This window comes from Pseudonocardia xishanensis, assembly GCF_039541715.1.
GTDB lineage: Bacteria > Actinomycetota > Actinomycetes > Mycobacteriales > Pseudonocardiaceae > Pseudonocardia > Pseudonocardia xishanensis.
In genome coordinates this window covers 1-25443 of record NZ_BAABGT010000066.1, presented here as the reverse complement: position 1 = coordinate 25443, position 25443 = coordinate 1, and the positions used below count along the sequence as shown (strand labels likewise).

The window sequence follows — 25443 nt, the reverse complement described above, 5'->3', positions numbered from 1 at the left end:
GGCCGACGCCCAGCGCGCGGTCGCCGGGCCCGCCCGGCGGGTGGCGGCGGCCGCGGCCCTGGGCCCGGCGTTCCCGGAGATCGCGGCCCTGCTGCGGCGCGCCGCGGCGGGCTGACGCGACCCCCGGTGCACCCCGTCCCACCGGCCCGGACCAGGCACGACCGGGTGGCCCGCGGACACCTCGCCCGGGGCGCGCTGGTAGCCTCGTGCGTGGGTTCGGCTGCAGTCCGTGGCGGCCGTTCCGGCCACCCGCCCCAGGAGGGGTGCGGGCCCCACGGACGTCACCACCCGCGAAGGAGAACCGTGGCTCTCGCCGCCGCAGACAAGAAGACGATCCTCGACGAGTACGGCACCCACGAAGGGGACACCGGCTCGCCCGAGGCGCAGGTCGCATTGCTGACCAAGCGGATCAGCGACCTGACCGAGCACCTGAAGATGCACAAGCACGACCACCACAGCCGTCGTGGTCTGCTCCTCATGGTCGGCCGCCGCCGCCGGCTGCTGAAGTACCTGGCGTCCGTGGACGTCGCGCGCTACCGGTCGCTGATCGAGCGGCTCGGCCTGCGCCGCTGAGCACACCCCGGGGGCCGGTCCGCCGGCCCCCGGGTCCACAACTCGATACACCGCCACCCTCTAGACCGAACAGATCCGCCGGTCCTCGGTAGTGGCTCCCGGAGCAGAGGCTCCGAGGGCTTCGATCGATGACCGGCTCCGCGGAGGATCCCGGCAGAGGTGGCACGAGCTCTCACGAAGGAGAGACCCCACTTCATGACCGACCCCGAGAACGACGGCGTCCACGAGACGACCGCAGTGATCGACAACGGGAGCTTCGGCTCCCGCACCATCCGGTTCGAGACCGGGCGCCTCGCGCGCCAGGCCGCCGGATCCGTCGTCGCCTACCTGGACGACGAGACCATGCTGCTGTCCGCCACCACGGCGTCGAAGCAGCCCAAGGAGCACTTCGACTTCTTCCCCCTCACGGTGGACGTCGAGGAGCGGATGTACGCGATCGGCAAGATCCCCGGCTCGTTCTTCCGCCGCGAGGGTCGCCCCGGTACGGACGCGATCCTGACCTGCCGCCTGATCGACCGGCCGCTGCGCCCGTCGTTCGTCGACGGCCTGCGCAACGAGATCCAGATCGTCGTCACGGTCCTCTCGCTGGACCCGCAGGACCCGTACGACGCGCTCGCGATCAACGCCGCCTCGGCGTCGACGCAGCTCGCGGGCCTGCCGTTCTCCGGCCCGATCGGCGGCGTCCGCGTCGCCCTGATCGACGGCCAGTGGATCGCCTTCCCGCAGCACGAGGACCTGCAGCGCGCCGTGTTCGACATGGTCGTCGCGGGCCGCATCGTCGGAGACGACGTCGCGATCATGATGGTGGAGGCCGAGGCCACCACCGAGACGATCGAGCTCGTCGCCGGCGGCGCGCAGGCGCCCACCGAGGAGATCGTCGCGCAGGGCCTGGAGGCGGCCAAGCCGTTCATCCGCAGCCTGTGCATCGCCCAGCAGCAGCTGGCGGACGTCGCCGCGAAGCCGACCCGCGACTACCCGACGTACCCGGCCTACCAGCCGGACGCGTTCTCCGCCGTCGAGAAGGCCGCGTCGAAGGACCTGGCCGCCGCGCTGGCGATCGGGCCGAAGCAGGAGCGCGAGGCGAAGACGGACGAGGTCAAGCTCTCCGTGCTCGAGTCGCTGGGGGCGCAGTTCGAGGGCCGCGAGAAGGAGCTGGGCGCCGCGTTCCGGTCGCTCAACAAGAAGCTCGTGCGCCAGCGCATCCTCACCGACAAGGTCCGCATCGACGGCCGTGGGCTCACCGACATCCGGCCGCTCTCGGCCGAGGTCGAGGTCGTCCCGCGGGCGCACGGTTCCGCGATCTTCGAGCGTGGCGAGACCCAGATCATGGGCGTCACCACGCTGAACATGCTCCGCATGGAGCAGCAGATCGACTCGCTGGGGCCGGAGACGCACAAGCGCTACCTGCACCACTACAACTTCCCGCCGTACTCGACCGGTGAGACCGGTCGCGTCGGGTCGCCGAAGCGCCGCGAGATCGGCCACGGCGCGCTGGCGGAGCGGGCCCTGCTGCCCGTGCTGCCCACGCGCGAGGAGTTCCCCTACGCGATCCGCCAGGTGTCCGAGGCTCTCGGCTCCAACGGCTCGACGTCGATGGGCTCGGTCTGCGCCTCCACGATGTCGCTGTTCAACGCCGGTGTGCCGCTCAAGGCGCCGGTCGCGGGCATCGCGATGGGCCTGGTCTCCGACACCGTCGAGGGCACGACCCAGTACGTCGCGCTCACCGACATCCTGGGCGCGGAGGACGCGTTCGGCGACATGGACTTCAAGGTCGCAGGCACGTCGGAGTTCGTCACGGCGCTGCAGCTGGACACCAAGCTCGACGGCATCCCGTCCGAGGTGCTGGCCGCCGCGCTGAACCAGGCCAAGGACGCCCGGCTGACCATCCTGGAGGTCCTCCAGGAGGCCATCGACGGGCCGGACGAGATGAGCACCTACGCGCCGCGGGTCACCGCGATCAAGGTGCCCGTCGACAAGATCGGCGAGGTCATCGGCCCGAAGGGCAAGATGATCAACTCGATCACCGAGAAGACCGGCGCCGACATCTCCATCGAGGACGACGGCACCATCTACGTCGGTGCCGCGGACGGGCCCTCCGCGGAGGAGGCGATCGGCATGATCAACGCCATCGCCAACCCGCAGCTGCCGAAGATCGGCGAGCGGTTCCTCGGCACGGTCGTCAAGACCGCCGCCTTCGGCGCCTTCGTCTCGCTGGTCCCCGGCAAGGACGGGCTTGTCCACATCTCGAAGCTCGGCAACGGGAAGCGGATCGGCAAGGTCGAGGACGTCGTCTCGGTGGGCAGCAAGCTGCGCGTCGAGGTCACCGACATCGACAACCGCGGCAAGATCTCGCTGATCCCGGTCGTCGAGGAGGGCGCGTCCGCGGACGCCCCCGCCGAGGCGCCCCAGGACGCGACGGAGCCCGCCGAGGTCTCCAGCTGAGCACTCCCGCTTCGCACGAACGGCACTCTTGTGCGGTAGGTCCGCACAAGAGTGCCGTTCGTGCGTTCGAGGGAGGTGTGGGGCGCACCGTGCTGCCCTCCGGGGTGCGGGTGCTGACCGAGCACGTGCCGGGGGTGCGCTCCGTCGCGCTGGGGATCTGGCTGCCCATCGGCTCCCGGGACGAGCGCCCGGACCAGGCCGGCGCGGCGCACTACCTGGAGCACCTGCTGTTCAAGGGCACCGGGCGGCGCACGGCGCAGGGCATCGCCGAGGAGATGGACGCGGTCGGCGGCGAGCTGAACGCGTTCACCGCCAAGGAGCACACCTGCTACTACGCGCACGTCCTGGACGAGGACGTGCCACTCGCGCTGGACGTCCTCGCGGACGTCGTCACGAACGCGGAGCTCGCCCACACGGACGTCGAGCTCGAGCGCGGGGTCGTCCTCGAAGAGATCGCCATGCGAGACGACGATCCCGAGGACCTGCTCGGCGAGCTGTTCGACGAGACCCTGCTCGCGGGCCATGCGCTCGGCCTTCCCGTGATCGGCTCCGAGGAGTCGATCCGCGGGATGGCGCGGGACACGCTGTTCGACTTCTGGCGCGGCGAGTACACCGCGCCGCGGATGGTGGTCGCGGCCGCGGGCAATCTCGACCACGACCACATCGTGGACCTGGCGGCGAAGGCACTGGGGGACTGGCCGGACGCCCCGCCGGTCACCCCGCGCCCCGGGGGCGGGGTGCGGCTCCCGGCTCGGCGCGGCCTCGCACTGCGCACGGACGACTCGGAGCAGGCCCACCTCATGCTCGGCGTCCCGGCGCTGGACCGACACGACCCGCGGCGGCCCGTGCTGGCGGTGCTGAACACCGCGCTCGGCGGCGGGCTGAGCTCGCGGCTGTTCCAGCAGGTCCGTGAGCAGCGCGGGCTGGCCTACCAGGTGTACTCGTCGCAGGTGTCGTACGCGGACGCGGGGACCTGGTCGGTCTACGCGGGCTGCGCGCCGGAGCGGCTCGGCGAGGTCGTCGCGGTGGTGCGGGACGTGCTCGCGGGCGCCGCGGCGGACGGGATCACCGAGGCCGAGGTGCTGCGGGCCAAGGGCTCGCTGCGCGGCGGGACGGTGCTGGGGCTGGAGGACACGGCCTCGCGGATGAACCGCCTCGGCCGCTCCGAGCTGGACCACGGCCGCAGGCGCACCCTGTCGGAGACCCTCGAGGGGATCGACGCCGTCACCCCGTCCGAGGTCGCCGACCTGGCCCGGGACCTGCTGACCCAGGACCTCACCGCCGCGGTCGTGGGCCCCTTCGACACCCCCGAAGACCTCCCCGCCGCCCTCCACGACCTGGCCTGACCCGACCGTCGAACCCACCGTGGTGTCGGACTCGCGGGAGTGTCCGCGAGTCCCCCACTTCCGACGCGCGAGTTCCCCACTCCCGCCGGGTGAGTCGGACATCGGGTCCGGGCCCGGTCGTCGGGGAGCCTGCGGCCCGCGTCGGGTGAGTAGGCTGATCACGTGGTGTTGTCGCTGGTCGCGGGCCTGCTGATCGTCGTCGGACTGGTGGGTGTCGTCTCCCAGGTCCTGCCCGGGTTGATCGTGGTGCTCGCCGGTGTGGCGGTGTGGGGGATCCCGCGGGGGGACGCGCTCGGCTGGTGGGTCGTCGGCGTCGCCGCGGCCCTGCTCGTGCTCGGGACCGTCGTCAAGTACCTGGTCCCCGGCAAGCAGCTCAAGGACGCGGGCGTGCCCGGTCGGTCGCTGTTGCTCGGCGCCGTGCTCGGGATCATCGGGTTCTTCGTGATCCCGGTGGTCGGGTTGTTCCTCGGGTTCGTGCTCGGTGTCTACCTCGCCGAGCTCGCCCGCCTCGGCAGCTCCGCCGCGGCCTGGCCGTCGACGAAGCACGCCCTGCGCGCGGTGGGGTGGAGCATCGTGATCGAGCTGGCCGCGGCCCTGCTGATGACCGCCGCGTGGATCGTGGGCCTGGTCATGGCCTGAAGTGGGCCGCGGGCGTGTGCCCGAAGTGGCGGCGGAACGCGTCGACGAATCCGTTGAGGGACGCGTAGCCGACGCGGCGGGCCACGGCGGCGACCGGCACGCCGTCGGCCAGCAGGGGGAGTGCCGCCCGCAGCCGCACCTGCGTGCGCCAGTCCGTGAAGGTCATCCCGGTGTCGGAGAAGGCCCGCCGCAGGGTGCTGACGCTCGTGCCCAGAGCGGGCGCCCACTCGTCGAGCGAGCGGGGGTCGGCGGGGCGGGCGGACAACGTCTCCGCGACCACCCGGGCTCGACGGTCGGTGGGCATCGGCACCTCGACGCCCCGGTCCGACACGGTCCCGACCAGGCCGAAGAACAGCGAGCGCGCCGAGTCCTCGACGCGCTGCAGGTCGGGGCCGGACAGGGCGAGCAGCAGCTCGCGCAGCAGCGGCCCGACCCCGATCACGGTCGGCGCGGTCCAGCCCAGCGGACAGGCGCGCGGCCACACGTAGAGGCAGTGCAGGGCCGCGGGTGGCCGGTTGGTCGTGTCGTGCACCGCGTGTGCCGGGATGAACAGCGCCCGGGTCGGCGGGAGCACCCAGGACCGCCCCTCGACGACCGCCGTGGTCAGGCCCTCGCTGACCCACGCGATCTGGTGCTGCCGATGTCGGTGCGGGCCCCACCCTCCGGGTTCGGACGGACCGAACCGGCAGATCCACATGTCGAGGACGTCCTCGCCGTCGTGGCCCTCGTAGGGCGGGGCCGCTGCCGCGAGGGTCATGGCTGCTCCCTGGGGTGGTGTGAGCGCTGAGCTGGTAGGTGTCGCAGCGTAGCTGAGGTTAGCCTCACCAATGTGCGACTCCCCGCGTTCGTCCTCATCGCCACGGCCGTGGTCCTGGCAGGCTGCTCCGTTCCCGCCCCGCAGGCGGCCGCTCCCGAGGCGGTGACCGTCACGCACGCGTTCGGGAGCACGACCGTCCCGCCGAACCCCCAGCGCGTCGTGAGCGCGGGGTACACGGAGCAGGACACGCTGCTGGCGCTCGGCGTCACGCCCGTCGCGGTGACGGACTGGTACGGCGACCAGCCCCACGCGACCTGGCCGTGGGCCCGGGACGAGCTGGGCTCGGCCACCCCGACCGTGCTCACCGCCGCGGACGGCCCGGACTTCGAGGCGATCGCCGCCCAGCGCCCGGACCTCATCGTCGCGACGAACGCGGGGCTGGACCGGGCCCGGTACGACCGGCTCGCGGCCATCGCCCCGACCGTCGCACAGCCCGCGGGCGGCAGCGCCTACTTCGCCCCATGGGACGACCAGACCCTGCTGATCGGCCGGGCGCTGGGCAGGGGCCCCGAGGCCGCCGCGCTGGTCGACGGCATCAAGCAACGCTTCGCGGAGGCCGCCGCGGCCCACCCCGAGTTCCGCGGCGTCCCGGCGGTCTTCCTCCAGGCGCCCTACTACGATGGCCAGGCCATCGCCTACCAGGACGGCCTGTCCACGGACTTCCTGACCGACCTCGGCTTCACCGTGCCCGCGGACATCGACCGCTTCGCCCCGGAGGGCGACACCCAGCAGGCCTACATCCCGATCGAGAGCCTCGGCGTGCTGAACTCGGCGACGGTGCTCCTCTGGGCCACGGAGGACGCCGAGGCGCGGACCGCACTGGAGGCACAGCCGCTCTACCGGTCGCTCACCCCGGTGCAGGGCGGGAACCTCGCCTTCACCGACGGCGTGCTGGCGGGCGCGATCTACTTCACCAGCCCGCTCTCGCTGCCCTACGTGCTGGACACCCTGGTCCCGCTGCTCGACGAGGCCGTGGCGGGGAACCCGGAGACCCGGCCCGTAGGCTCGCCCGCATGATCCGAGTGGCGGTGCTGGGGGCGAAGGGGCGGATGGGGTCCGAGGCGGTCGCGGCGGTCCGCGCCGCGGGCGACCTGGAGCTGGTCGCGGAGATCGGCTCCGGCGACCCGATCTCCGGCATCGCCCCCGCGGACGTCGTGGTGGACCTGACCAGGCCGGACGTCGTCATGGAGAACCTGCGGTACGTCCTCGGCGCGGGCAAGCACGCCGTCGTCGGGGTGTCGGGGTTCGACGACGAGCGGCTCGCGGCGGTCCGGGAGATACTCGCGGGGACGGACCTCGGCGTCCTGATCGCCCCGAACTTCGGCGTCGGCGCCGTGCTGACGATGCACTTCGCGGCGATCGCCGCCCCCTTCTTCGAGTCCGTCGAGATCGTCGAGGCGCACCACGAGAAGAAGGTGGACGCGCCGTCGGGCACCGCGGCCCGCACCGCGACCCTCGTCGCGCAGGCGCGCGCGAAGGCGGGGCTCGGGCCGGTGCCGGACGCCACGACCAGCGACCCGGACGGGGCGCGCGGCGCGGTCGTCGACGGGATCCACGTGCACGCCATCCGGATGCCGGGCGTGGTGGCGCAGCAGGACGTCATCCTCGGCGAGGCGGGGGAGACGCTGACGATCTCGCACAACAGCGCGAACCGGGCCTCGTTCATGCCGGGTGTGCTGATGTCCGTCCGCGCGGTGCCGACGCGGCCCGGCCTCACCTTCGGCCTGGAACCGCTACTCGGCCTGTAGGTCGAGCGTGCCCGTGTGCCGGACCTCGCGGACCGTGCCCTCGCCGGTGTCGAGGGTGCGGACCGCGCCGTCCGCGGCCCAGCCCGCCCGCTCGTAGAAGCGCCGGGAGGCGGTGTCCGCCTCCGGCACCCAGGCCCGGCCCTCCCGTGAGCCCGCGCGGCGCAGGGCCGCGCCCGCCGCCGCGAGCAGCCGCCCGCCGTGTCCGCGCCTGCCCCACCGCGGCTCGACGAGCAGCGTGCTGATCTCCGCGATCGCCAGGCCGTCCTGCCCGGCGTAGTGGGCGGCGGCGCAGAAGCCGACCGTCCACTCGCCCTCCAGCGCGACGAGCACGTGGTACGGCTCCCCGGCGGCGACGGCGTCCTGCCAGGTGCCGCGGGCGTCCTCGCTGGTCAGTGCGTCGAGGGCGGCGGGTGGGAGGAGGTCCGCGTAGACCAGGCGCCAGGTCTCGGCCTGGATGCGGACGATCTCGTCGACGTCCGTGTCGACGGCGGGGCGGACCGAGGCGAGGGCCATGGGCAATTCGTACCCTGCCTCACCTCGCCTGGCCCGGGCGGCCCCGACGTGGCAGCGTCGGCCCGTGTGAACAGACGTTCAGCGCCGCTGCGGACCGCCTGGCTCGCGCTGGGCTCGGTCTACCTGCTCTGGGGATCGATCTACCTGCTGAACAGGTTGATCATCGCCGACGTCCCGCCGCTGCTCGCGGGTGGTGTCCGGTTCCTCGTGGCCGGAGGGACGCTGGCGGCGCTGGTGCTGGTCGTCGCGGGCCCGCGGGGGCTGCGGATGACGCGCCCGCAGCTGCTCACGACCCTGCTGTCGGGCCTGCTGCTGCCCGCGTGGGGGAACGGGCTGGTCGCCGTCGCCCAGACGCAGATCCCCTCAGGGCTGGCGGCGCTGCTGCTCGCGGTGGTCCCGCTGTACATCGCCGTGCTGCGGACGGTGACGGGGGACCGGCCGTCGCCGGCGACGCTCGTCGGTGTCCTGGTGGGGCTGGTCGGGCTCGGGGTCCTCGTCCTCGCCGGGCCGGGCTCCGGTGGCACCGCGGGCAGTGCGTGGTGGGGGCCGTGGCTGGTCGTGCTGGCCGGGCTGGGCTGGGCCACCGGCACCTTCGCGACGACCCGCCTGCCGGTCCCGCCGAACCCGTTCGCCCTGGCCGCGGTGCAGATGCTCGCGGGCGGGGTGATCATGCTGGCGGTCGGGGCCGCGGTGGGCAGTCGGGTCGATCCCACCGTGCTGCCCGCGTCGACGTGGTGGTTCTGGGCGGCCGCGGTGCTCGCGACGCTCGGCGGGTTCAGCGGCTACGCGATCGCCCTGCGCGGCCTGCCCGTCTCGACCGTCGCGACCTACGCCTACGTCAACCCGGTGATCGCGGTGCTGCTCGGGGTGCTGCTGGTCGACGAGCGGTTCTCGCTGCTGCAGGTCCTGGGCGGGGGGATCGTGCTGGTCGCCGTGGTGCTGGTGGTGCGGGCGGAGCGCAGGCCGCGCGACGACGGGCGGGTGCTCGAGCCGGTCCCGGACCCGCCGCCCCGCTCGACGCCCTGATCACCCGCACGGAACTGTCGGGGGTGGGTGGCAGCATGCGTGGGGTGCGGACACTCTCGGCAGACGTGGCGCGGCGCACCGCCCTCGCCGCGCAGGGCTTCGGAGACCCCCGCCCCGCGGGCCCGGTGACCCGGCGGCATCTCGCGCGGGTGCTCGGGCGCACCCAGCTGCTGCAGCTGGACTCGGTGAACGTCGCGGTGCGGGCGCACTACATGCCGCTGTTCTCCCGGCTCGGGGCGTACCCGCGCGCGCTGCTGGACTCCGCCGCCTGGGCGGACTCGGCGCGCCGGCCCCGGATGATGGTCGAGTACTGGGCGCACGAGGCGAGCCTGCTGCCGGTGGCGGACTGGCCGCTGCTGCTCTCCGGGGCCAAGCGGCCGGGCTGGTGGCGGCACTACGCCGAGCTGGCCGAGCGGCGGTCCGGGCTGGTCGACGAGGTGCTGGCCGCGGTCAAGGAGCTCGGCCCGGTCGGCGCGGGGGCACTGGAGCGCGCCCTCGGCTCGGAGGGCCGCCCGCCCGGGGTCACCTGGTGGGAACGGTCCGAGGTGAAGCGGATCTGCGAGTACCTGTTCGGGCTCGGGGCGCTCACCACCGGCACCCGGGTGAACTTCCAGCGGATGTACGACCTGCCCGAGCGAGTGCTGCCGCCCGAGGTGCTGGCCGCGCACCCGATGGACCACGCCGAGGCCGCGCGCGGCCTGATCCGCCGCTCCGCGCTCGCGCTGGGCATCGGGACCGAGCCGGACCTGCGGGACTACTACCGGCTGGGCCCGGCCGACTCGCAGCGGGCGGTCGCCGAGCTGGTCGAGGCGGGGGAGCTGGAGCCGGTGGCGGTGAAGGGCTGGCCCGCCCCCGCGTACCGGTGGCCCACGGCCACGGTCCCGCGGCGGATCGAGGGCCGGGCGCTGCTGTGCCCGTTCGACCCGCTGATCTGGGAGCGGGAGCGCACCGAGCGGATCTTCGGTTTCCGCTACCGCATCGAGATCTACGTCCCGGAGCCGAAGCGGGAGTTCGGCTACTACGTCTTCCCGTTCCTGCTGGACGGCGAGCTGGTCGCCCGGGTCGACCTCAAGGCCGACCGCGCGGCGGGGGTGCTGCGCGTGCAGGGCGCCTTCGCCGAGCCCGGGGTCGCCTCGGCGCGAGTGGCCGCGGAGCTGCTGGCCGAGCTGGACGTGATGGCGGAGTGGCTGGAGCTGGATGCCGTCGAGGTGATGCCGCGCGGCGACCTCGCCGGAGCGCTCACCCGCGCCCGCTGACGCCCGTGTGGCACGAGCACCACCGGAGGGTGCTCGTGCCACACGAGGGTCAGACGCCGACGGTCGCCGCGCGCGTCACCAGGATGTCGCCGCTGCCCGTGCGGCCGGTGATCCGCAGGGGCGGGGTGTCGGTGGGGGCCACCGCGCCCACGTCCAGGTCGCTGCGCGCCTTGCCCGAGCCGGAGGTGAGATCCAGCTCCGCGGCCACGCCCGAGTGCACCCCGACCCGCAGCGAACCGGAGCCGGTGGTGAGGTCGACGGTGCCGGAGTGGGCGTCCGCCAGCACGACGTCCCCCGAGCCGGTCTTGAGCGTGAGGTCGCCGTGCAGCTCGCCGAGCGTGACGTCCGCGCTGCCCGCCTTGATCGTGGTCGCGCCGCCGAGCGAGGCGACCGAGATCCCGCCGGAACCGGTGCGGATCCTGGCGTCCGCCCCGACGATCCCCAGCTCCACCCGGCCGGAACCGGTGGTGACCTCGGCGGACCCCGAGACCTCGTCGAGGTGGGCGGACCCCGAGCCCGTGCGCACCGCGGCCCAGCCGGCGCGCCCGGCCACGGACACGTCGCCCGCGCCGGTGCGGACCGCGAGGCGGGAGCCCGCGGGCGCCCAGACGGTCACGGACAGGGGGACCACCCGCAGCGGGAGGTCCCGGGTGGAGCGGACCACCAGCCGTCGGGCCGCGGCGTCCCAGCTCAGCTCGGCGGCGCGCACCGCGGCGGCGCCGGGATCGCCGGTCGCCTCACCGGTGGCGGAGCCGAGCCAGTTGAGGATGCCGGTGAGCCCCTGCTCCCAGGGGCTGTCGCCGTGCGGATCGTGCCGGATCTCGGCGCGGACCTCGGTGGCGGAGTCGTTGAGCTCGACCCGCACCCGCCCGACGTCGATCCCGATCTCGATCTCCGCGGCCTCGCTGCACGGCCACGCGTCCTGCCTGCCCAGGTCCTGCGGCTGCTCGGTCATCCCTGCACCCACCCCTTCAGCCGACCGTCTCCGCCGTCCCGCTCGTCGCCCCAGCCGCGCTTGTCCCAGCCGCGCTTCCCGCCCGCGAGCGCGCCCTGCACCGCCTGGGAGACCCAGGAGTTCAGCGAGACGCCCTGGGCCTGCGCGGCCTGCTCGGCCTGGGCCTTGATCTGCTCGACCATCCGCAGGGTGATCCGGCTGATGTCGCCCGCGTCCGCGCCGGGCGGGGTGAACCGCGGCGGCTCGGGCTCGTGCGAGGTGGTGCCGGTGACGGCGACGCGGACGTCCCGCCCGTCCAGCCGGACCTCCACCGTGCGGTCGCCCAGCTCCGCGGTGACCTCGGCGGCCAGGTCGGAGAGGGCGTTCATGATCGCGAGCCGCGCCGCGGGCTCGATGGCCGCGCCGAGCAGCGCGGCCGTGCGCTGGGTCTGCTCGTCCCCCGCGGCGGCGGCGGACGCGAGGTCCTCCCGCAGCTGCGTGACGTAGTGGCCGATGTCCATGACGCCACTATGGCGTCACTCTTGACGCCGCGCAATGTCGATCTGCTGTCGATCTGCTGTCGATCTGCTGTCACGATGACGCCGCGCCGGTCGTGTCGGTCCCGGCGGTTAGGCTGCCCGCATGCCGGAGACCGTGCCGCCGAAGGTCCAGCTCGTCGCGAAGACCGAGTTCTTCGCGCCGGACGACGTGCCGTGGGAGACCGACGCGGACGGCGGCCAGGCGTTGGCCGAGTTCGCCGGTCGCGCCTGCTACCAGTCCTGGACGAAGCCGAACCCGCGGACGGCGACGAACGAGGGCTACCTGCGGCACATCCTCGAGGTCGGGCACCTGTCCGTGCTGGAGCACGGCACGGTCAGCTTCTACCTCTCCGGGATATCGCGCTCGCTGACCCACGAGCTGATCCGGCACCGCCACTTCTCGTACTCGCAGCTCTCGCAGCGCTACGTCCCCGAGCGGGACGCGGCGATGGTCGAGCCGGACGTCATCGCGGACGACCCCGAGCTCCACCAGATGTTCCTCGACGCCGCCGAGGCCTCGGTCAAGGCCTACGAGAACCTCCTGGAGGGCCTCGAGAAGCGGTTCGCGGACGTCCCGAACGCCACCCTGCGCCGCAAGCAGGCCCGGCAGGCGGCCCGGGCGATCCTGCCCAACGCCACCGAGACGCGGATCGTCGTCACCGGCAACTACCGCGCGTGGCGGCACTTCATCGCGATGCGCGCCTCGGAGCACGCGGACGTCGAGATCCGCGCGCTGGCGGTCGAGGTGCTCAAGCAGCTGCAGGCGGCGGTGCCGAACGTCTTCCGGGACTTCGAGATCAACACCCTGGAGGACGGGACCGAGGTCGCGAGCAGCCCGTTCGTGGCGGAGGGCTAGCGGGCTCACGCGGGTCCGCCCGCTCCGGCGAGAGGCAGCCCGTGCTCCAGCGCCCGCACCGACGGTCCGGCCTCGCCGGGCCGGTCGCGGCCCTCGGCGCACCCTGGTTGTGGTTCCTCCTGCGCGACCACACCGGTCCGGTGGGGGACGTGGTCGCGATCCTGCTGCCCGTGCTCGTCGTGCTCGGGGCCCTCGCCCTGGCCTGGCGACGGTGCGCGCTGCTCGCGGATCCCGCGGACGTCACGGTGCTGAGCGAGACGTCCTTCGGCGCGCACCGGCGCCTGGCCGACGGCTACCGGTACTCGGTGTTCGGGGGCACCGGGGACGTCTCGGTCTACAGCCGCTTCCCGCTGCGGGTGCTGGAGAAGGCGGGCCGGGACCTGCCGGGCGGCCGGGTGCGCGTCGAGGCGCCGGTGCCGTTCACGCTCTACGCCCTCCACGTCCCGCGGCCCTGGATCACCGACCGCGGGTACCAGGTCACGCCCGTCGAGCACCATCGGATCATGGTGGCGCTGGCCGCCCAGGTGGCGGCGGAGCCGGGCCCGGTGGTGCTGGCGGGGGACCTGAACACCACCGACCGCGGCCGCGACTACCGCGTGATGGCGGGCGCGCTCACCGACGCGGTCCGCGACACCCGACAGGGCCCCACCCAGGTCACGACCTGGCGGCCGCTGCTCCTGCGTATCGACCACGTGTTCGTGAGCCGGGGCTGGTGCGGCGACGACCCGCTGCACCTCCCGCTGCCGGGCTCGGACCACGACGCCGTCACCGCGACCGTCGGGCCCTGTCGCTGGAGGTAGGGCCACTCCGAGAGCCTCGGTCACCGGAGGACGCCTGCCCCCGGCCCCCGCTCCACCACCGCGAGGTGATCCACGGCACCACGGCAACGAGCACCGGGGCCTGCGGACGGTTAGCGTCGACGCTGTGAGCCTCGCCGTCGCGGAACGTGCCGCCCTGTCCGACACCCTGGCCGAACTGGGGCCGGACCGACCGACCCTGTGCGAGGGCTGGACCACCCGGGACCTGCTCGCGCACCTCCTCGTCCGGGAGCGGCAGCCGTGGGCGTCGGGCGGGATCGTCGTGCCCCTGCTCGCGCCGCTGACCGAGAAGGTCATGGCGGGCTACGAGGACACGCCCTGGTCGGAGATGGTCGCCGAGCTGCGCGCGGGCGCCCCGGCCTGGTCGCCCTTCCGGATCGCGAAGCTGGACGAGGTCGCCAACGGCGCCGAGTTCTTCGTCCACCACGAGGACGCCCGCCGCGGCATCCCCGGCTGGGAGCCGCGGCCCGCCGACCCGGACCGGGACACCGAGCTCTGGGCCCTGGTCACCCGCACCGGCCGGATGGCCCTGCGCCGCAGCCCCGTCGGCGTCGTCGTCCGCCGCCCCGAGGGTGCCACCCAGGTCCTCCGCACGGGCTCCGGCCTGGTCACCCTGGTCGGCGAGCCCGGTGAGCTGCTCCTGCACCTCTTCGGCCGCTCGGAGACCCGGGTCGAGATCGAGGGCCTCCCCGCGGACGTCGAAGCCTACGAAGCGGCCCCGCGCGGGCTGTAGCGCGACGGCGCACGGGGGCGGGGCGGTACCGTCACCCCCATGAGCCCCACGCCCGCCCGCCCCTTCGGCCAGGTGCTGACCGCCATGGTCACCCCGTTCGCGGCGGACGGGCGGTTGGACCTGGCCAAGGCCGAGGAGCTCGCCACGCACCTGGTCGATCTCGGCAACGACGGGCTCGTCGTGAACGGGACGACCGGCGAGGGCCCCACGACCAGCGACGAGGAGAAGGCCGAGCTGGTCCGGGCCGTCGTGGGTGCGGTGGGGGACCGGGCGACCGTCGTCGCCGGGGCGGGGACCTACGACACCGCACACAGTGTCCGGCTCGCGCGGCAGGCGGAGAAGGCGGGGGCGGACGGGCTGCTCGTCGTCACGCCGTACTACTCCCGTCCGCCGCAGAACGGGCTGGTCCTGCACTTCACCGCCGTCGCGGACGCCACCGAGCTGCCGGTGATGCTCTACGACATCCCGCCGCGCTCGGTGGTGCCGATCGAGCTCGAGACGCTGCAGCGGCTCGCCCAGCACCCGCGGATCGTCGCGGTGAAGGACGCGCGCAACGACCTGCGCGTCGGCACCGAGGTGCTGGCCACCACCACGCTCGCGTACTACTCCGGGGACGACCCGGTGAACCTGCCCTGGCTGTCCGTCGGGGCCGTGGGGTTCGTGTCCGTGATCGGGCACGTCGTCGCCGACCGGCTCGCCGCGATGCTCGCGGCCTACGAGGCGGGGGAGCACGACCGGGCCCGCGCGCTGCACTACGCCATGATCCCGATCCTGCGCGCCATGGGCCGCGTCGGCGGGGCGGTGTTCTCCAAGACCGCGCTGCGCCTGCGCGGGATCGACGTCGGGGAGCCGCGGCTCCCGCTGCCGCCCGCGACGGACGAGCAGGTCGCGCTGATCGCCGCCGACCTCATGGCGGGCGGTGTCGCGCTGGACCCCGACCGCGTCCCGCACACCCGAGTCTCCGGCCCGGGCCACGGCGCCCTGGGCACCCGTACGACCACAGATCTGGGGGCCGAGGTCGCCTACCGGTAGAAGTCCGGCGCTGACCTCGGGTCCCCTCCGCACGAAGAAGAGAGCACCTCACTTGACTCGCCCCACCTCCCGCAACGACCGGCGGAACCGATCCCGGGGTCGCCGGGACCGGCCGCAGGACCGCCCGGCGGCGCCGCCGCCGGAGGTCACCAACCCGGCCGAGCTGCCTGCCGGACCGCCGCCCGTCCTCCCCGACGGCGCCCTGCGCGTCTACGCACTCGGCGGCATCGGCGAGATCGGCCGCAACATGACGGTCTTCGAGTACGGCGACCGGCTCATGGTCGTCGACTGCGGAGTGCTGTTCCCGAGCGACGACTCGCCCGGCGTCGACCTGATCCTGCCGGACTTCCGCGCCATCGAGCACCGGCTCGAGGACATCGACGTGCTGGTCCTGACGCACGGCCACGAGGACCACATCGGCGCCGTGCCGTTCCTGCTGCGGCAGAAGCCGGACCTGCTGATCGTCGGCTCGCGCTTCACGCTCGCGCTGGTCGCGGCGAAGTGCAAGGAGCACCGCCTCACCCCGCACCTGCTCGAGGTGAAGGAGGGCGACCGGCTGCACCACGGGCCGTGGGACTGCGAGTACTTCGCGGTCAACCACTCCATCCCGGACGCGCTGGCCGTCGCCATCCGCACCCCCGCGGGCCTGGTCCTGCACACCGGCGACATCAAGCTGGACCAGCTCCCGCTCGACGACCGGCTCACCGACCTCGCAGGCTTCTCCCGCCTCGGTGACGAGGGCGTGGACCTGTTCCTCGTCGACTCCACGAACGCGGACGTCCCCGGCTTCGTCACCCCGGAGCGCGAGATCGGCCCGGTGATCTCGGACGTCTTCGCCAAGGCGCCGTCCCGGATCATCGTGGCCTGTTTCGCCTCGCACGTGCACCGCGTGCAGCAGGTCCTCGACGCCGCCGTCGAGCACGGCCGCAAGGTCTGTTTCGCGGGCCGGTCGATGGTCCGCAACATGGCCCTGGCCGGCGAGCTGGAGCTGCTCAACGTGCCGGACGGCCTGCTCGTGGACCTCGACGACGCCATGAAGCTGCCGGACGACCAGCTCGTCCTGGTCTCCACCGGCTCCCAGGGTGAGCCGCTCTCCGCGCTGTCCCGGATGGCGCGCGGGGACCACCGCAGCGTCGTGATCCGGCCCGAGGACACCATCGTGCTGGCCAGCTCGCTGATCCCCGGCAACGAGACCGCGATCTTCGGCGTGATCAACGGGCTGACCCGGCTCGGTGCGAAGGTCGTGCACCAGGGCAACGCGAAGGTGCACGTCTCCGGGCACTCCCCGGCCGGTGAGCTGCTGTTCCTCTACAACGCTGTGCGGCCGTCGAACGTGATGCCCGCGCACGGCGAGTGGCGCCACCTGCGGGCGAACAAGGCGCTCGCGGTGGCCACCGGGGTGCCGGAGGAGCACGTCGTGATCGCCGAGGACGGCGTCGTGGTGGACCTCGTGGACGGCCGCGCCGCGATCACCGGGCGCGTCGAGGTGGGCCGGGTGTACGTCGACGGCAACCTCGTCGGGGACATCGGCGACTCCACGCTGTCGGACCGGCTGGTCCTGGGCGAGGGCGGGTTCATCTCGATCACGGTGGTCATCGACAAGCAGAGCGGCCGTGCGGTGAGCCGCCCGACGCTCTCGGGCCGCGGTTTCTCGGACGACCCGAAGGCCCTGGACTCGGTGCTGCCGCTGGTGGAGGACGAGCTGTCCCGCACCGAGAACGACAACATCACCGACCCCCACCGGGTCGCGCAGTCGGTGCGCCGGGTCGTGGGCAAGTGGGTCGGCGAGACCTACCGCCGCCGCCCCATGATCGTCCCGACCGTCATCGCCGTCTGACGGCCCGCGTCCGACTCGCCCTCCGAGTCGGACACCCGGCCGGGGTGGGGTGTGGCGGTCACCGGTTTCGTCGGGTTCCGCGACTACCGTGGGCGACATGGCGGGACGAGGGGCGGCCGGGCGGGCCGCGAGCGAGGACGCGTGGGCGACGGCCGGATCCGGTCGGCCGCGCGCCTCGTCGTCGTCGCGCTCGTCCTCCCGGTCGTCGTCCTCGCGGTCGCGGTCGAGCACGTCCCGGACGCCGGCGAAGCGGGCCCCCGCCAAGCGTCCGGCCGCGAAGCGCGCTCCCGCGAAGAAGCAGCCGGACCTGATCGACAAGGGCATCGACGCGGTCGGCCGCGGCGTCGTCAAGATGACGAAGTCCGCGGGCCGGGCCGCGGGGCGGACCCGCGAGATCGATCCCGCGCACCGCCGGGACGGGCGGGGTGTGCTGTTCATCGTGCTCGCCGTGATCTCCGCGGCGGGCATCTGGTGGGGGGCGGGCGGCCCCGTCGGCAGCGGGTTCTCCGCGGGCGTCGGCGCGGTGTTCGGGCTGGCCGGGGTGCTGTTGCCGGTCATCCTGCTGATCGTCGGCATCGTGTTGATGACCACGCCCGCGCACCCGGAGGCCCGGCCGCGCATCGCCGTCGGCACGCTGCTGCTCACCCTCGGCGTGCTCGGGCTCGTCCACCTGTTCTCCGGCTCGCCGAACGATCCCGGGCTGTGGTCCTCGGGCGGCGGGGCGATCGGGTACGTGGCCGCCACCCCGCTCAAGAGCGGGCTCACCGGCTGGATCGCGGTGCCGGTGCTGCTGCTGCTCAGCTTCTACGCGTTCCTCGTGCTCACGGCCACGCCCGTGCGCGAGGTCCCCAACCGCGTCCGGCGCCTGCTCGGCAAGCCCGAGGTCCACCCCGAGGGCGAGGAGGACGCCGAGGACGTCGACGACGCCGACGACGAGCCGCTCGCCGAGGAGGAGCCGCCCGCGCGGCGCCGCCCGTCCCGCCGCCGTCAGGCCGCGAGCGCGGACGCCTCCGACGACGAGCCGCCCGCCCCCGCGGAGCCGGAGGAGATCTACGTCCCCGTCCCGCCGCGGGCCAAGTCCGAGCCGGAGCCGGAGAAGGCCCCGAAGCCCAAGCGTCCCGACCCGGCCGCGATCGTCGCCACCCCGCCGGCGGAGGACATCCCCGCCGAGGGCGAGCAGATGTCGATGGCGATCCGCGAGCCCGTCTCCGAGGGCGAGTACCGGCTGCCGCCCGCGGACATGCTGGAGACCGGCCCGCCGCCGAAGGTCCGCTCGGCGGCCAACGACGAGATGATCGAGCGCATCACCGGCGTGCTGGACCAGTTCAACGTCGACGCGCAGGTCACCGGCTTCACCCGCGGCCCGACCGTCACCCGGTACGAGATCGAGCTGGGCCCGGCCGTGAAGGTCGAGAAGATCACCCAGCTGACGAAGAACATCGCCTACGCGGTGGCCACCGACAACGTCCGCATCCTCGCGCCGATCCCTGGCAAGTCCGCGGTGGGCATCGAGGTGCCCAACTCCGACCGCGAGATGGTCCGCCTCGGCGACGTGCTGCGCTCCGGCACCGCGCGCGCCGAGCAGCACCCGATGGTCATCGGGCTGGGCAAGGACATCGAGGGCCACTTCCTCTGCGCCAACCTGGCGAAGATGCCGCACCTGCTGGTCGCGGGCTCCACCGGTTCCGGCAAGTCCAGCTTCGTGAACTCGATGCTGGTCTCGCTGCTCCAGCGGGCCACGCCGGAGGAGGTGCGGATGATCCTCGTCGACCCGAAGATGGTCGAGCTCACGCCGTACGAGGGCATCCCGCACCTGATCACGCCCATCATCACCCAGCCGAAGAAGGCCGCGTCCGCGCTGGCCTGGCTCGTGGAGGAGATGGAGCAGCGCTACCAGGACATGCAGGCCAACCGGGTCCGCCACATCGACGACTTCAACCGCAAGGTCCGCTCCGGCGAGATCACCGCGCCGCTGGGCAGCGAGCGGGAGTACCGGCCGTACCCGTACATCCTCTGCATCGTCGACGAGCTCGCCGACCTCATGATGACCGCGCCGCGAGACGTCGAGGACGCCATCGTCCGGATCACGCAGAAGGCCCGTGCGGCGGGCATCCACCTCGTGCTGGCGACCCAGCGGCCGTCCGTGGACGTCGTCACGGGTCTGATCAAGACGAACGTGCCGTCGCGGCTGGCGTTCGCGACGTCCTCGCTCACCGACTCGCGGGTCATCCTGGACCAGCCCGGTGCCGAGAAGCTGATCGGCATGGGGGACGGGCTCTACCTGCCGATGGGCGCCTCCAAGGCCGTCCGCATGCAGGGCGCCTACATCTCGGACGAGGAGATCTCCGAGGTCGTCGCGTTCACCAAGGAGCAGGCGGAGCCGACGTACCTCGAGGGCGTCACCGTGCAGAAGCAGGGTGAGGCCAAGGAGATCGACCCGGACATCGGAGACGACCTCGAGGTGCTGGTGCAGGCGGCCGAGCTGATCGTGACCTCGCAGTTCGGGTCCACCTCGATGCTGCAGCGCAAGCTCCGCGTGGGCTTCGCGAAGGCGGGCAGGCTGATGGACCTGCTCGAGAGCCGCGGGATCGTGGGGCCGTCCGAGGGGTCCAAGGCCCGGGACGTGCTGATCAAGCCGGAGGAGCTGGAGAGCGTCATCTGGCTGCTGCGCGGCGGGGGCGGCGAGGCTCCCGGTAGCGACGACGATGAGTAGTTGAGCCTTCTACCAGCGAAAACGGTGTGGGCACTCCCACAACCGGGCCCTCGGCGTCACCGTTTCGTGACCGCCTCTGGTTGAGTGTCCCCCCGGCACACGCACGTCGGAAGGGCATGGATGTTCTGGAGCAAGCGAGGCAAGGGGTCGCGCCGCGGCGACACCGGACGGAGCGCGATGCTCCCGATCCCGCTCACGGGAGGGGTGCTGAGCGGGCGGGTGCAGGACGCCGAGGGCAGGCCCCTCGCGGGCGCCGAGGTCTCGGTGCTGGACCGCACCAGCACGCGCATCGTCCACGCGGACACGGACCCGTTCGGCTACTTCACCGCGGCGCTCGTCCCGGGGCAGTACCGGGTCCGCGCCGAGGCGGGCGGCTACCGCGGCAACGGCGGCACCATCGAGGTCGAATGGGGTAAGCACGCCGAGATGGGCGCCCTGACCCTGGACGCCGACCAGTCGCTGACCCCACCCCCGCCCGCGGTCTACTCGATCGACCCGGACCACTCGTCGGTCCGGTTCATCGCCCGACACATCGGCATGTCGCGGGTCTACGGGCGCTTCAACCGCTTCCGCGGGCAGATCCGGCTCGCCGAGCCGTTCGAGGACTCGTCGGTGGACGTGGTGATCGAGTCCGCGAGCGTGGACACGAACGTGGACGCGCGGGACACCCACCTGCGCTCCCCGGACTTCCTGGACGTCGAGCGCTTCCCCGAGCTGCGCTTCTCCTCGACGCGGTTCCGGCGCGGCGCGGGCAACCGCTGGATCGTGGACGGCGACCTCACGCTGCACGGCCTGACCAGCGACGTCCAGCTGGACGTCATGTTCCTCGGCATGGCCGAGTGGAACGGACAGCGCGCGGGCGCGGTCGCCACGGCCGAGCTGCACCGCGAGCACTTCACCCTCAACTGGCAGCAGACGATCAGCCGGGGCGTGCCGGTCGTCGGGTCGACGATCGAGATCACGCTGGACGTGCAGGCCGTCCGGCAGTAGTGAAGCTCTGCTGCCGCCATGCCTCGTAGACGGCGACGGCGGCGGCGTTCGCCAGGTTCAACGACCGGGATCCGGCCACCATCGGCAGCCGGACCCGGTCGGTGGCCGCGGCCGCGACCTCGGCGGGCAGCCCCACGGACTCGGAGCCGAACAGCAGCACGTCCCCGGGGACGTACGCGACATCGGTGTACAGCCGCTCCGCGTTCGTGGTGAAGGCCAGGATCCGCGCGGGGGCGGTCGCCGCCACCAGCCCCGGGTAGTCCGCGTGCACGTGCAGGTCGGCCAGCTCGTGGTAGTCGAGTCCGGCCCGGCGCACGCTGCGCTCGTCGAGTGAGAACCCCAGCGGCTCGACGAGGTGCAGCTCCGCGCCCGTGTTGGCGGCGAGCCGGATCGCGCTGCCGGTGTTGGGCGGGATCTCGGGGGCGTGGAAGGCGATCCGGAACACCACGTCAGCGTGCCAGACGAGCCTCACCGGGCCGGGCGCTCGGCCAGCCACGCGGTGGCCGTGAGGCCCGCGAGCTCGCGGAAGTCCCGGGCGAGGTGGGCCTGGTCGGCGTAGCCGCAGGTCGCGGCGATGTCGGCGAGGGCGGGCCGGTGCGGTGCGCGAAGCAGGTCGCAGGCCCGTTCGAAGCGGATCACCCGGGCCGCGGACTTGGGGGTCAGGCCGGTCTCGCCGCGGAACTGCAGCGCGAGGTGCCGCCTGCTCCACCCGACCTCCCGGGCCAGCTCCTCGATGCGCAGGGTGCCGCCGGTCCGGGCGAGCCGGGCCCAGGCCCGCGCGACCTCGGGGCGGGGATCGGGGCTCCGGGCGTCGGCGGCCAGGCGGGACAGGGCGGCGTCGAGCAGGGCGAAGCGGCCGCGCCAGGTCGGGGCCTCCGCGAGCCGGGCGACCAGCCGGTCGGCCCGCGGCCCGATCAGGTCGCCCAGCCCGACGACGTCCCCGCTCAGCGCGCTCGCCGGCGTGCCCAGCAGGGTGCGGGCGCCGAGCCAGGTCAGGCGCAGCTGCAGGCCGGTCTGCGCCGGGCCCGTCGCGATCACCGCGGGGGAGTCGTGCAGACCGCCGACCATGCTCGTGAACGAGCCGGGGGAGCGCCCCGGGTCCGGCGTCCGCGCGATGTCGACGGTGCCGTCGAGGCACAGCAGGAGGGTGAGGTGCCCGCCGGGCACACCCATGTGGGTCCCCGGCGCCGCGGCGGGCGTCCGGTACCCGGTGTAGAGGTCGACGAGGGGTCGCAGGGCGGCCGACGGCCGCGCCCACACGAACTCCGCCGTCATGCCGACGAAGGGTAGCGCCCGAGCCGTCCCTCAGAGCTCGGACGCGCGCCGGGCCCCACGGCCGCGCAGCCACGCCACGAGCTCCGCGGCTCCCGCGCGCTCGGCGGCGTCCAGCGGGGTCAGCCGCTCCCACCCCGGCACGTGGTCGAGGCGGGCGCCGCGGGCCAGCAGCAGCTCCGCGGCCGCCCGGCTGCCGCCGTGGCAGGCGTACCAGAAGCAGAGGTCGAGATCGTCGACCGAGTCCAGCAGGTCCACCAGCCCGAGCGCGGCCGCCTCGGCCTGGCGCACCGTCGCCCCGCGCTCGACGAGCCGCGCCGCGGCGGCCCGCTGCGCGAACGCGACGGCGTCGGACAGCGGCGTGCCGTCCGCGATGACCGCTCCGTCCGCGTCGATGTCCGCGCCGAGGTCCAGCAGGGCGTCCACCAGCGGGACGTCGTCGTTGCTCGCGGCCCAGTGCAGCGCGGTCTCGCGGTGCGCCCCGACGAACCGCGCGTCCACGTCCGCCCCGGCCGCGACCAGCGCCGCCGCGGTGGCGGGCCCGTGCGCCCGGTTGCCCGGCCAGTCCGCGAGCACGTGCAGCAGGGTCCGCTGTCCGTCCGGGCGGGCGTGCACGAGACCCGGGTCGGCGGCGAGCAGCACGGCGAGCCGGTCGAGATCACCCGCGCGCACCGCCTCGACCGCGTTCACAGGGTGAGCATCATCCGGGTGTTGCCGAGGGTGTTCGGCTTGACGTGCGCAAGATCCAGGAACTCGGCCACGCCCGCATCGTAGGAGCGCAGCATCGCCGCGAACACCTCCTGGGACACCGGCGTGCCGTCGATCTCGACGAAACCGTGCCCGCCGAAGAAGTGCTTCTCGAAGGTCAGCACGAACAGCCTGCGCAGCCCGATCTCGCGGGCGCCATCGATCAGCGCGGAGACCAGCGCGTGCCCGACGCCGCGGCCCAGGACCGACGGGTGCACCGCGACCGTGCGGATCTCGCCGAGGTCCTCCCACAGCACGTGCAGCGCGCCGCAGCCCACGACCGCGCCGTCCACCTCGGCGACCAGGAACTCCGGCACGGCCTCGTACAGCGTGACGATCTCCTTGGCCAGCAACACCTTGCCCGCGTAGTTGTCCACGAGGGACTTGATCGTCGTCACGTCGGCGGTGCGCGCCCGCCGGACGGCCACCGCTGCCATGGCGGTGGAGCCTAGCGCCCTGCCCGCGCCGCCCGGCCCGGCGTCTACGCTGTGTGCCGTGAGTTCCCCTGAACCGCCGCGTCGGGCGGCCCTGCTGACGCTGGGCTGCGCCCGCAACGAGGTCGACTCCGAGGAGCTCGCCGGCAGGCTGGCGGGCTCCGGTTGGGAGCTGGCGGAGGCGGACGAGGCGGACGTCATCGTCGTCAACACCTGCGGTTTCGTGGAGCAGGCGAAGAAGGACTCCATCGACACGCTGCTGTCGGCGTCGGACGTCGCGCGGAACCGCGGGGCCAAGGTCGTCGCGGTCGGGTGCATGGCCGAGCGGTACGGCAAGGAGCTCGCGGACAACCTCCCCGAGGCCGACGCCGTGCTGGGCTTCGACGCCTATCCCGAGCTCGCCGAGCGCCTGCAGGACGTGCTGGACGGGCACGCCCCGATCTCCCACGTCCCCGTCGACCGCCGCACGCTGCTGCCCATCGCGCCGGTCGAGCGCCAGGCCTCCGAGCGGGCGATCCCGGGGCACGAGTGGGTCCCGCGCGCCCGCCTGCAGTCCGGCCCCGTCGCCTCGCTGAAGCTCGCGAGCGGCTGCGACCGGCGGTGCGCCTTCTGCGCCATCCCGTCCTTCCGCGGATCGTTCGTCTCCCGCAGGCCCGAGGAGATCCTGGGCGAGGCCGCGTGGCTGGCGGGCGAGGGCGTCCGCGAGCTGGTGCTGGTCAGCGAGAACTCCACGTCCTACGGCAAGGACCTGCCCGGCGGCACCCGTGCGCTGGTGGACCTGCTGCCCCGGCTCGCCGCGATCCCCGGCATCGAGCGGGTGCGGGTGTCCTACCTGCAGCCCGCCGAGACCCGCCCGGACCTGTTGCAGGTCATCGCGACCACGGACGGGGTCGCGCCGTACTTCGACCTGTCGTTCCAGCACGCGTCGGCCTCAATGCTGCGCCGCATGCGCCGCTTCGGCTCCGTCCCGGACTTCCTGGACCTGTGCGCGCGCATCCGTGCCGCGGCGCCGGAGGCGGGGATCCGCAGCAACGTGATCGTGGGGTTCCCGGGGGAGACCGAGGAGGACCTCGCCGACCTCGAGACCTTCCTGACGGGCGCGCGGCTGGACGCCGTCGGCGTCTTCGGCTACTCGGACGAGGACGGCACCGAGGCCGCGGGCTACGAGGGCAAGCTGGAGCCCGAGGAGGTCGCCGCGCGCGTGGAGCGGATCACCGCGCTGGTGGACGAGCTGATGGCGCAGCGGGCGGAGGACCGGATCGGCACCGAGGTCGTCGTGCTGGTGGAGACCGCCGAGTCGGACACCGAGGACGCCGTCGGCCGCGCCGCGCACCAGGCGCCGGAGGTGGACGGCGAGTGTGTGTTCGTGGCGGGGGACGTGCCGCTCGAGCCGGGCTCGTTCGTGCGCGCCGAGGTGGTCGACTCCGAGGGCGCCGACCTCGTCGTGCGGGCCCTCGCGGTCGAGGTGGAGGCCTCCGGCCTCGTCGCGGCGGTCGCGGGATGAGTGCCGTGCCGGCGGAGGAGCACGTGCCCCCGCCGGAGGACGCGGTGCCGGTGCTCAACCTGGCGAACGTTCTGACCGGGATCAGGATCGTCCTCGTCCCGTTCTTCCTGGCCGCGCTGCTGGTGGCGGACGGGCACGACGTCCGCTGGCGGTTCGGGGCCTTCCTGTTGTTCGCCGTCGCGGCGATCACGGACCGGTTCGACGGCGAGATCGCCCGCAGGCGGGGCCTGGTCACCTCGTTCGGCAAGATCGCGGACCCGATCGCCGACAAGGCGCTGATGGGCGCGGCGCTGATCGGGCTGTCCGTGCTCGGGATCCTCCCGTGGTGGATCACCGTGCTGATCCTCGGCAGGGAGGTCGGCGTCACCCTGCTGCGGTTCTGGGTGCTGCGCCTCGGGGTGATCCCCGCCAGCCGCGGTGGCAAGCTGAAGACGCTGGTCCAGACGGTCGCGATCGGGCTGTTCGTGCTCCCGCTCACCGAGCTGGCCGGGCCGGTCCTCGCGCTGGACGCCGTCCGCTGGGCGTTCATGGCGGCCGCGATCGTGCTCACGGTCGTCACCGGGCTGGACTACGTCTACCGCGCGCTGCGCCTGCGCCGGGCCGCCGTCGGCTAGCTGTCGCCGCCGCAGAGGTTGTTGACGCGGTGGGCGGGTGGATGTCCGCCGATCGCGGTG

General features: G+C 73.5%; 25 protein-coding genes. 17 read left to right on the top strand and 8 right to left on the bottom strand.

Annotation, left to right across the window (positions count from 1 at the left end):
• Nucleotides 1-303: 303 nt before the first annotated feature.
• From rpsO to ABD993_RS21505, 4 genes are all read left to right on the top strand, one after another.
• Nucleotides 304-573, top strand: coding sequence for a 30S ribosomal protein S15 (gene rpsO, locus ABD993_RS21520; RefSeq protein ID WP_345421321.1), 270 nt, complete (start codon nucleotides 304-306; stop codon nucleotides 571-573).
• Nucleotides 574-768: 195 nt separating this feature from the next.
• Complete coding sequence (locus ABD993_RS21515) at nucleotides 769-3015, top strand: polyribonucleotide nucleotidyltransferase (RefSeq protein WP_345421318.1); 2247 nt, start codon at nucleotides 769-771, stop codon at nucleotides 3013-3015.
• Between the two features lie 77 nt (nucleotides 3016-3092).
• Nucleotides 3093-4361 (top strand): M16 family metallopeptidase, encoded by a 1269-nt coding sequence (locus ABD993_RS21510; RefSeq protein WP_345421315.1) that lies wholly within the window; start codon nucleotides 3093-3095, stop codon nucleotides 4359-4361.
• A gap of 162 nt (nucleotides 4362-4523) precedes the next feature.
• The gene (locus tag ABD993_RS21505; protein WP_345421312.1) at nucleotides 4524-5000 is read left to right on the top strand and encodes a DUF456 domain-containing protein; all 477 of its coding nucleotides are present in this window, start codon (nucleotides 4524-4526) and stop codon (nucleotides 4998-5000) included.
• Here ABD993_RS21505 and ABD993_RS21500 read toward each other — a convergent pair.
• A complete protein-coding gene (locus ABD993_RS21500) occupies nucleotides 4990-5757 on the bottom strand; it encodes a helix-turn-helix transcriptional regulator (protein ID WP_345421310.1) in 768 nt (255 codons plus the stop codon). The two genes, ABD993_RS21505 and ABD993_RS21500, sit on opposite strands and share 11 nt — an antisense overlap.
• Before the next feature lie 72 nt (nucleotides 5758-5829).
• Here ABD993_RS21500 and ABD993_RS21495 point away from each other — a divergent pair, with 72 nt between their 5' ends.
• Nucleotides 5830-6834: an ABC transporter substrate-binding protein gene (locus tag ABD993_RS21495; RefSeq protein WP_345421307.1), complete on the top strand. Its 1005-nt coding sequence runs from the start codon at nucleotides 5830-5832 to the stop codon at nucleotides 6832-6834.
• Nucleotides 6831-7565, top strand: coding sequence for a 4-hydroxy-tetrahydrodipicolinate reductase (gene dapB, locus ABD993_RS21490; protein WP_345421304.1), 735 nt, complete (start codon nucleotides 6831-6833; stop codon nucleotides 7563-7565). The genes ABD993_RS21495 and dapB overlap by 4 nt, the downstream gene beginning before the upstream one ends.
• Here dapB and ABD993_RS21485 read toward each other — a convergent pair.
• Entirely contained in the window at nucleotides 7551-8078 is a 528-nt protein-coding gene (locus ABD993_RS21485) for a GNAT family N-acetyltransferase (RefSeq protein ID WP_345421301.1), read from the bottom strand. The genes dapB and ABD993_RS21485 overlap by 15 nt on opposite strands.
• Nucleotides 8079-8144: 66 nt before the next feature.
• Between ABD993_RS21485 and ABD993_RS21480 the strand changes: the two genes are divergently transcribed.
• Together ABD993_RS21480 and ABD993_RS21475 are read left to right on the top strand one after the other, a co-directional pair.
• Nucleotides 8145-9104 carry an EamA family transporter gene (locus tag ABD993_RS21480; RefSeq protein ID WP_345421299.1) on the top strand — a complete coding sequence of 320 codons (960 nt, stop codon included), beginning with the start codon at nucleotides 8145-8147 and terminating at the stop codon, nucleotides 9102-9104.
• A 35-nt stretch (nucleotides 9105-9139) separates the two neighbouring features.
• On the top strand, nucleotides 9140-10360 hold the full coding sequence (locus ABD993_RS21475) for a winged helix-turn-helix domain-containing protein (RefSeq protein WP_345421296.1): 1221 nt from the start codon (nucleotides 9140-9142) through the stop codon (nucleotides 10358-10360).
• 49 nt (nucleotides 10361-10409) lie between these two features.
• Here the strand turns inward: ABD993_RS21475 and ABD993_RS21470 are convergent, their stop codons facing one another.
• Both ABD993_RS21470 and ABD993_RS21465 read right to left on the bottom strand, forming a co-directional pair.
• Nucleotides 10410-11315 carry a DUF4097 family beta strand repeat-containing protein gene (locus ABD993_RS21470; protein WP_345421293.1) on the bottom strand — a complete coding sequence of 302 codons (906 nt, stop codon included), beginning with the start codon at nucleotides 11313-11315 and terminating at the stop codon, nucleotides 10410-10412.
• Nucleotides 11312-11815 (bottom strand): toxin-antitoxin system HicB family antitoxin, encoded by a 504-nt coding sequence (locus tag ABD993_RS21465; protein WP_345421290.1) that lies wholly within the window; start codon nucleotides 11813-11815, stop codon nucleotides 11312-11314. Before ABD993_RS21465 ends, ABD993_RS21470 begins: the two co-directional genes overlap by 4 nt.
• A gap of 121 nt (nucleotides 11816-11936) precedes the next feature.
• Here ABD993_RS21465 and thyX point away from each other — a divergent pair, with 121 nt between their 5' ends.
• The 7 genes from thyX (at nucleotide 11937) to ABD993_RS21430 (ending at nucleotide 20812) form a co-directional block, all read left to right on the top strand.
• Complete coding sequence (gene thyX / locus ABD993_RS21460; RefSeq protein WP_345421288.1) at nucleotides 11937-12689, top strand: FAD-dependent thymidylate synthase; 753 nt, start codon at nucleotides 11937-11939, stop codon at nucleotides 12687-12689.
• Nucleotides 12690-12730: 41 nt separating this feature from the next.
• Complete coding sequence (locus ABD993_RS21455; protein WP_345421285.1) at nucleotides 12731-13489, top strand: endonuclease/exonuclease/phosphatase family protein; 759 nt, start codon at nucleotides 12731-12733, stop codon at nucleotides 13487-13489.
• A 124-nt stretch (nucleotides 13490-13613) separates the two neighbouring features.
• Nucleotides 13614-14240: a TIGR03085 family metal-binding protein gene (locus ABD993_RS21450; protein WP_345421282.1), complete on the top strand. Its 627-nt coding sequence runs from the start codon at nucleotides 13614-13616 to the stop codon at nucleotides 14238-14240.
• A 39-nt stretch (nucleotides 14241-14279) separates the two neighbouring features.
• Nucleotides 14280-15272, top strand: a complete 993-nt coding sequence (dapA, locus tag ABD993_RS21445) for a 4-hydroxy-tetrahydrodipicolinate synthase (RefSeq protein WP_345421279.1) — start codon at nucleotides 14280-14282, stop codon at nucleotides 15270-15272.
• A gap of 163 nt (nucleotides 15273-15435) precedes the next feature.
• Nucleotides 15436-17109, top strand: a complete 1674-nt coding sequence (locus tag ABD993_RS21440) for a ribonuclease J (protein WP_345421324.1) — start codon at nucleotides 15436-15438, stop codon at nucleotides 17107-17109.
• A 97-nt stretch (nucleotides 17110-17206) separates the two neighbouring features.
• The gene (locus tag ABD993_RS21435; RefSeq protein WP_345421276.1) at nucleotides 17207-19822 is read left to right on the top strand and encodes a DNA translocase FtsK; all 2616 of its coding nucleotides are present in this window, start codon (nucleotides 17207-17209) and stop codon (nucleotides 19820-19822) included.
• Nucleotides 19823-19999: 177 nt separating this feature from the next.
• Nucleotides 20000-20812 (top strand): YceI family protein, encoded by an 813-nt coding sequence (locus tag ABD993_RS21430; RefSeq protein ID WP_345421273.1) that lies wholly within the window; start codon nucleotides 20000-20002, stop codon nucleotides 20810-20812.
• On the opposite strand, the gene ABD993_RS21425 is transcribed toward ABD993_RS21430, so the two are convergent.
• The 4 genes from ABD993_RS21425 to ABD993_RS21410 are packed head-to-tail and all read right to left on the bottom strand — an operon-like array spanning nucleotide 20781 to nucleotide 23268.
• The gene (locus ABD993_RS21425; RefSeq protein ID WP_345421270.1) at nucleotides 20781-21257 is read right to left on the bottom strand and encodes a tRNA (cytidine(34)-2'-O)-methyltransferase; all 477 of its coding nucleotides are present in this window, start codon (nucleotides 21255-21257) and stop codon (nucleotides 20781-20783) included. The two genes, ABD993_RS21430 and ABD993_RS21425, sit on opposite strands and share 32 nt — an antisense overlap.
• Nucleotides 21258-21280: 23 nt before the next feature.
• Nucleotides 21281-22087, bottom strand: a complete 807-nt coding sequence (locus tag ABD993_RS21420; RefSeq protein WP_345421267.1) for a helix-turn-helix domain-containing protein — start codon at nucleotides 22085-22087, stop codon at nucleotides 21281-21283.
• 30 nt (nucleotides 22088-22117) lie between these two features.
• A complete protein-coding gene (locus tag ABD993_RS21415; protein ID WP_345421265.1) occupies nucleotides 22118-22774 on the bottom strand; it encodes an ankyrin repeat domain-containing protein in 657 nt (218 codons plus the stop codon).
• Nucleotides 22771-23268, bottom strand: coding sequence for an amino-acid N-acetyltransferase (locus ABD993_RS21410; protein ID WP_345421263.1), 498 nt, complete (start codon nucleotides 23266-23268; stop codon nucleotides 22771-22773). Before ABD993_RS21410 ends, ABD993_RS21415 begins: the two co-directional genes overlap by 4 nt.
• Nucleotides 23269-23326: 58 nt before the next feature.
• Between ABD993_RS21410 and rimO the strand changes: the two genes are divergently transcribed.
• Nucleotides 23327-24769, top strand: coding sequence for a 30S ribosomal protein S12 methylthiotransferase RimO (rimO, locus tag ABD993_RS21405; RefSeq protein WP_345421260.1), 1443 nt, complete (start codon nucleotides 23327-23329; stop codon nucleotides 24767-24769).
• On the top strand, nucleotides 24766-25383 hold the full coding sequence (gene pgsA / locus ABD993_RS21400; RefSeq protein ID WP_345421257.1) for a CDP-diacylglycerol--glycerol-3-phosphate 3-phosphatidyltransferase: 618 nt from the start codon (nucleotides 24766-24768) through the stop codon (nucleotides 25381-25383). The genes rimO and pgsA overlap by 4 nt, the downstream gene beginning before the upstream one ends.
• Nucleotides 25384-25443 lie beyond the last annotated feature (60 nt).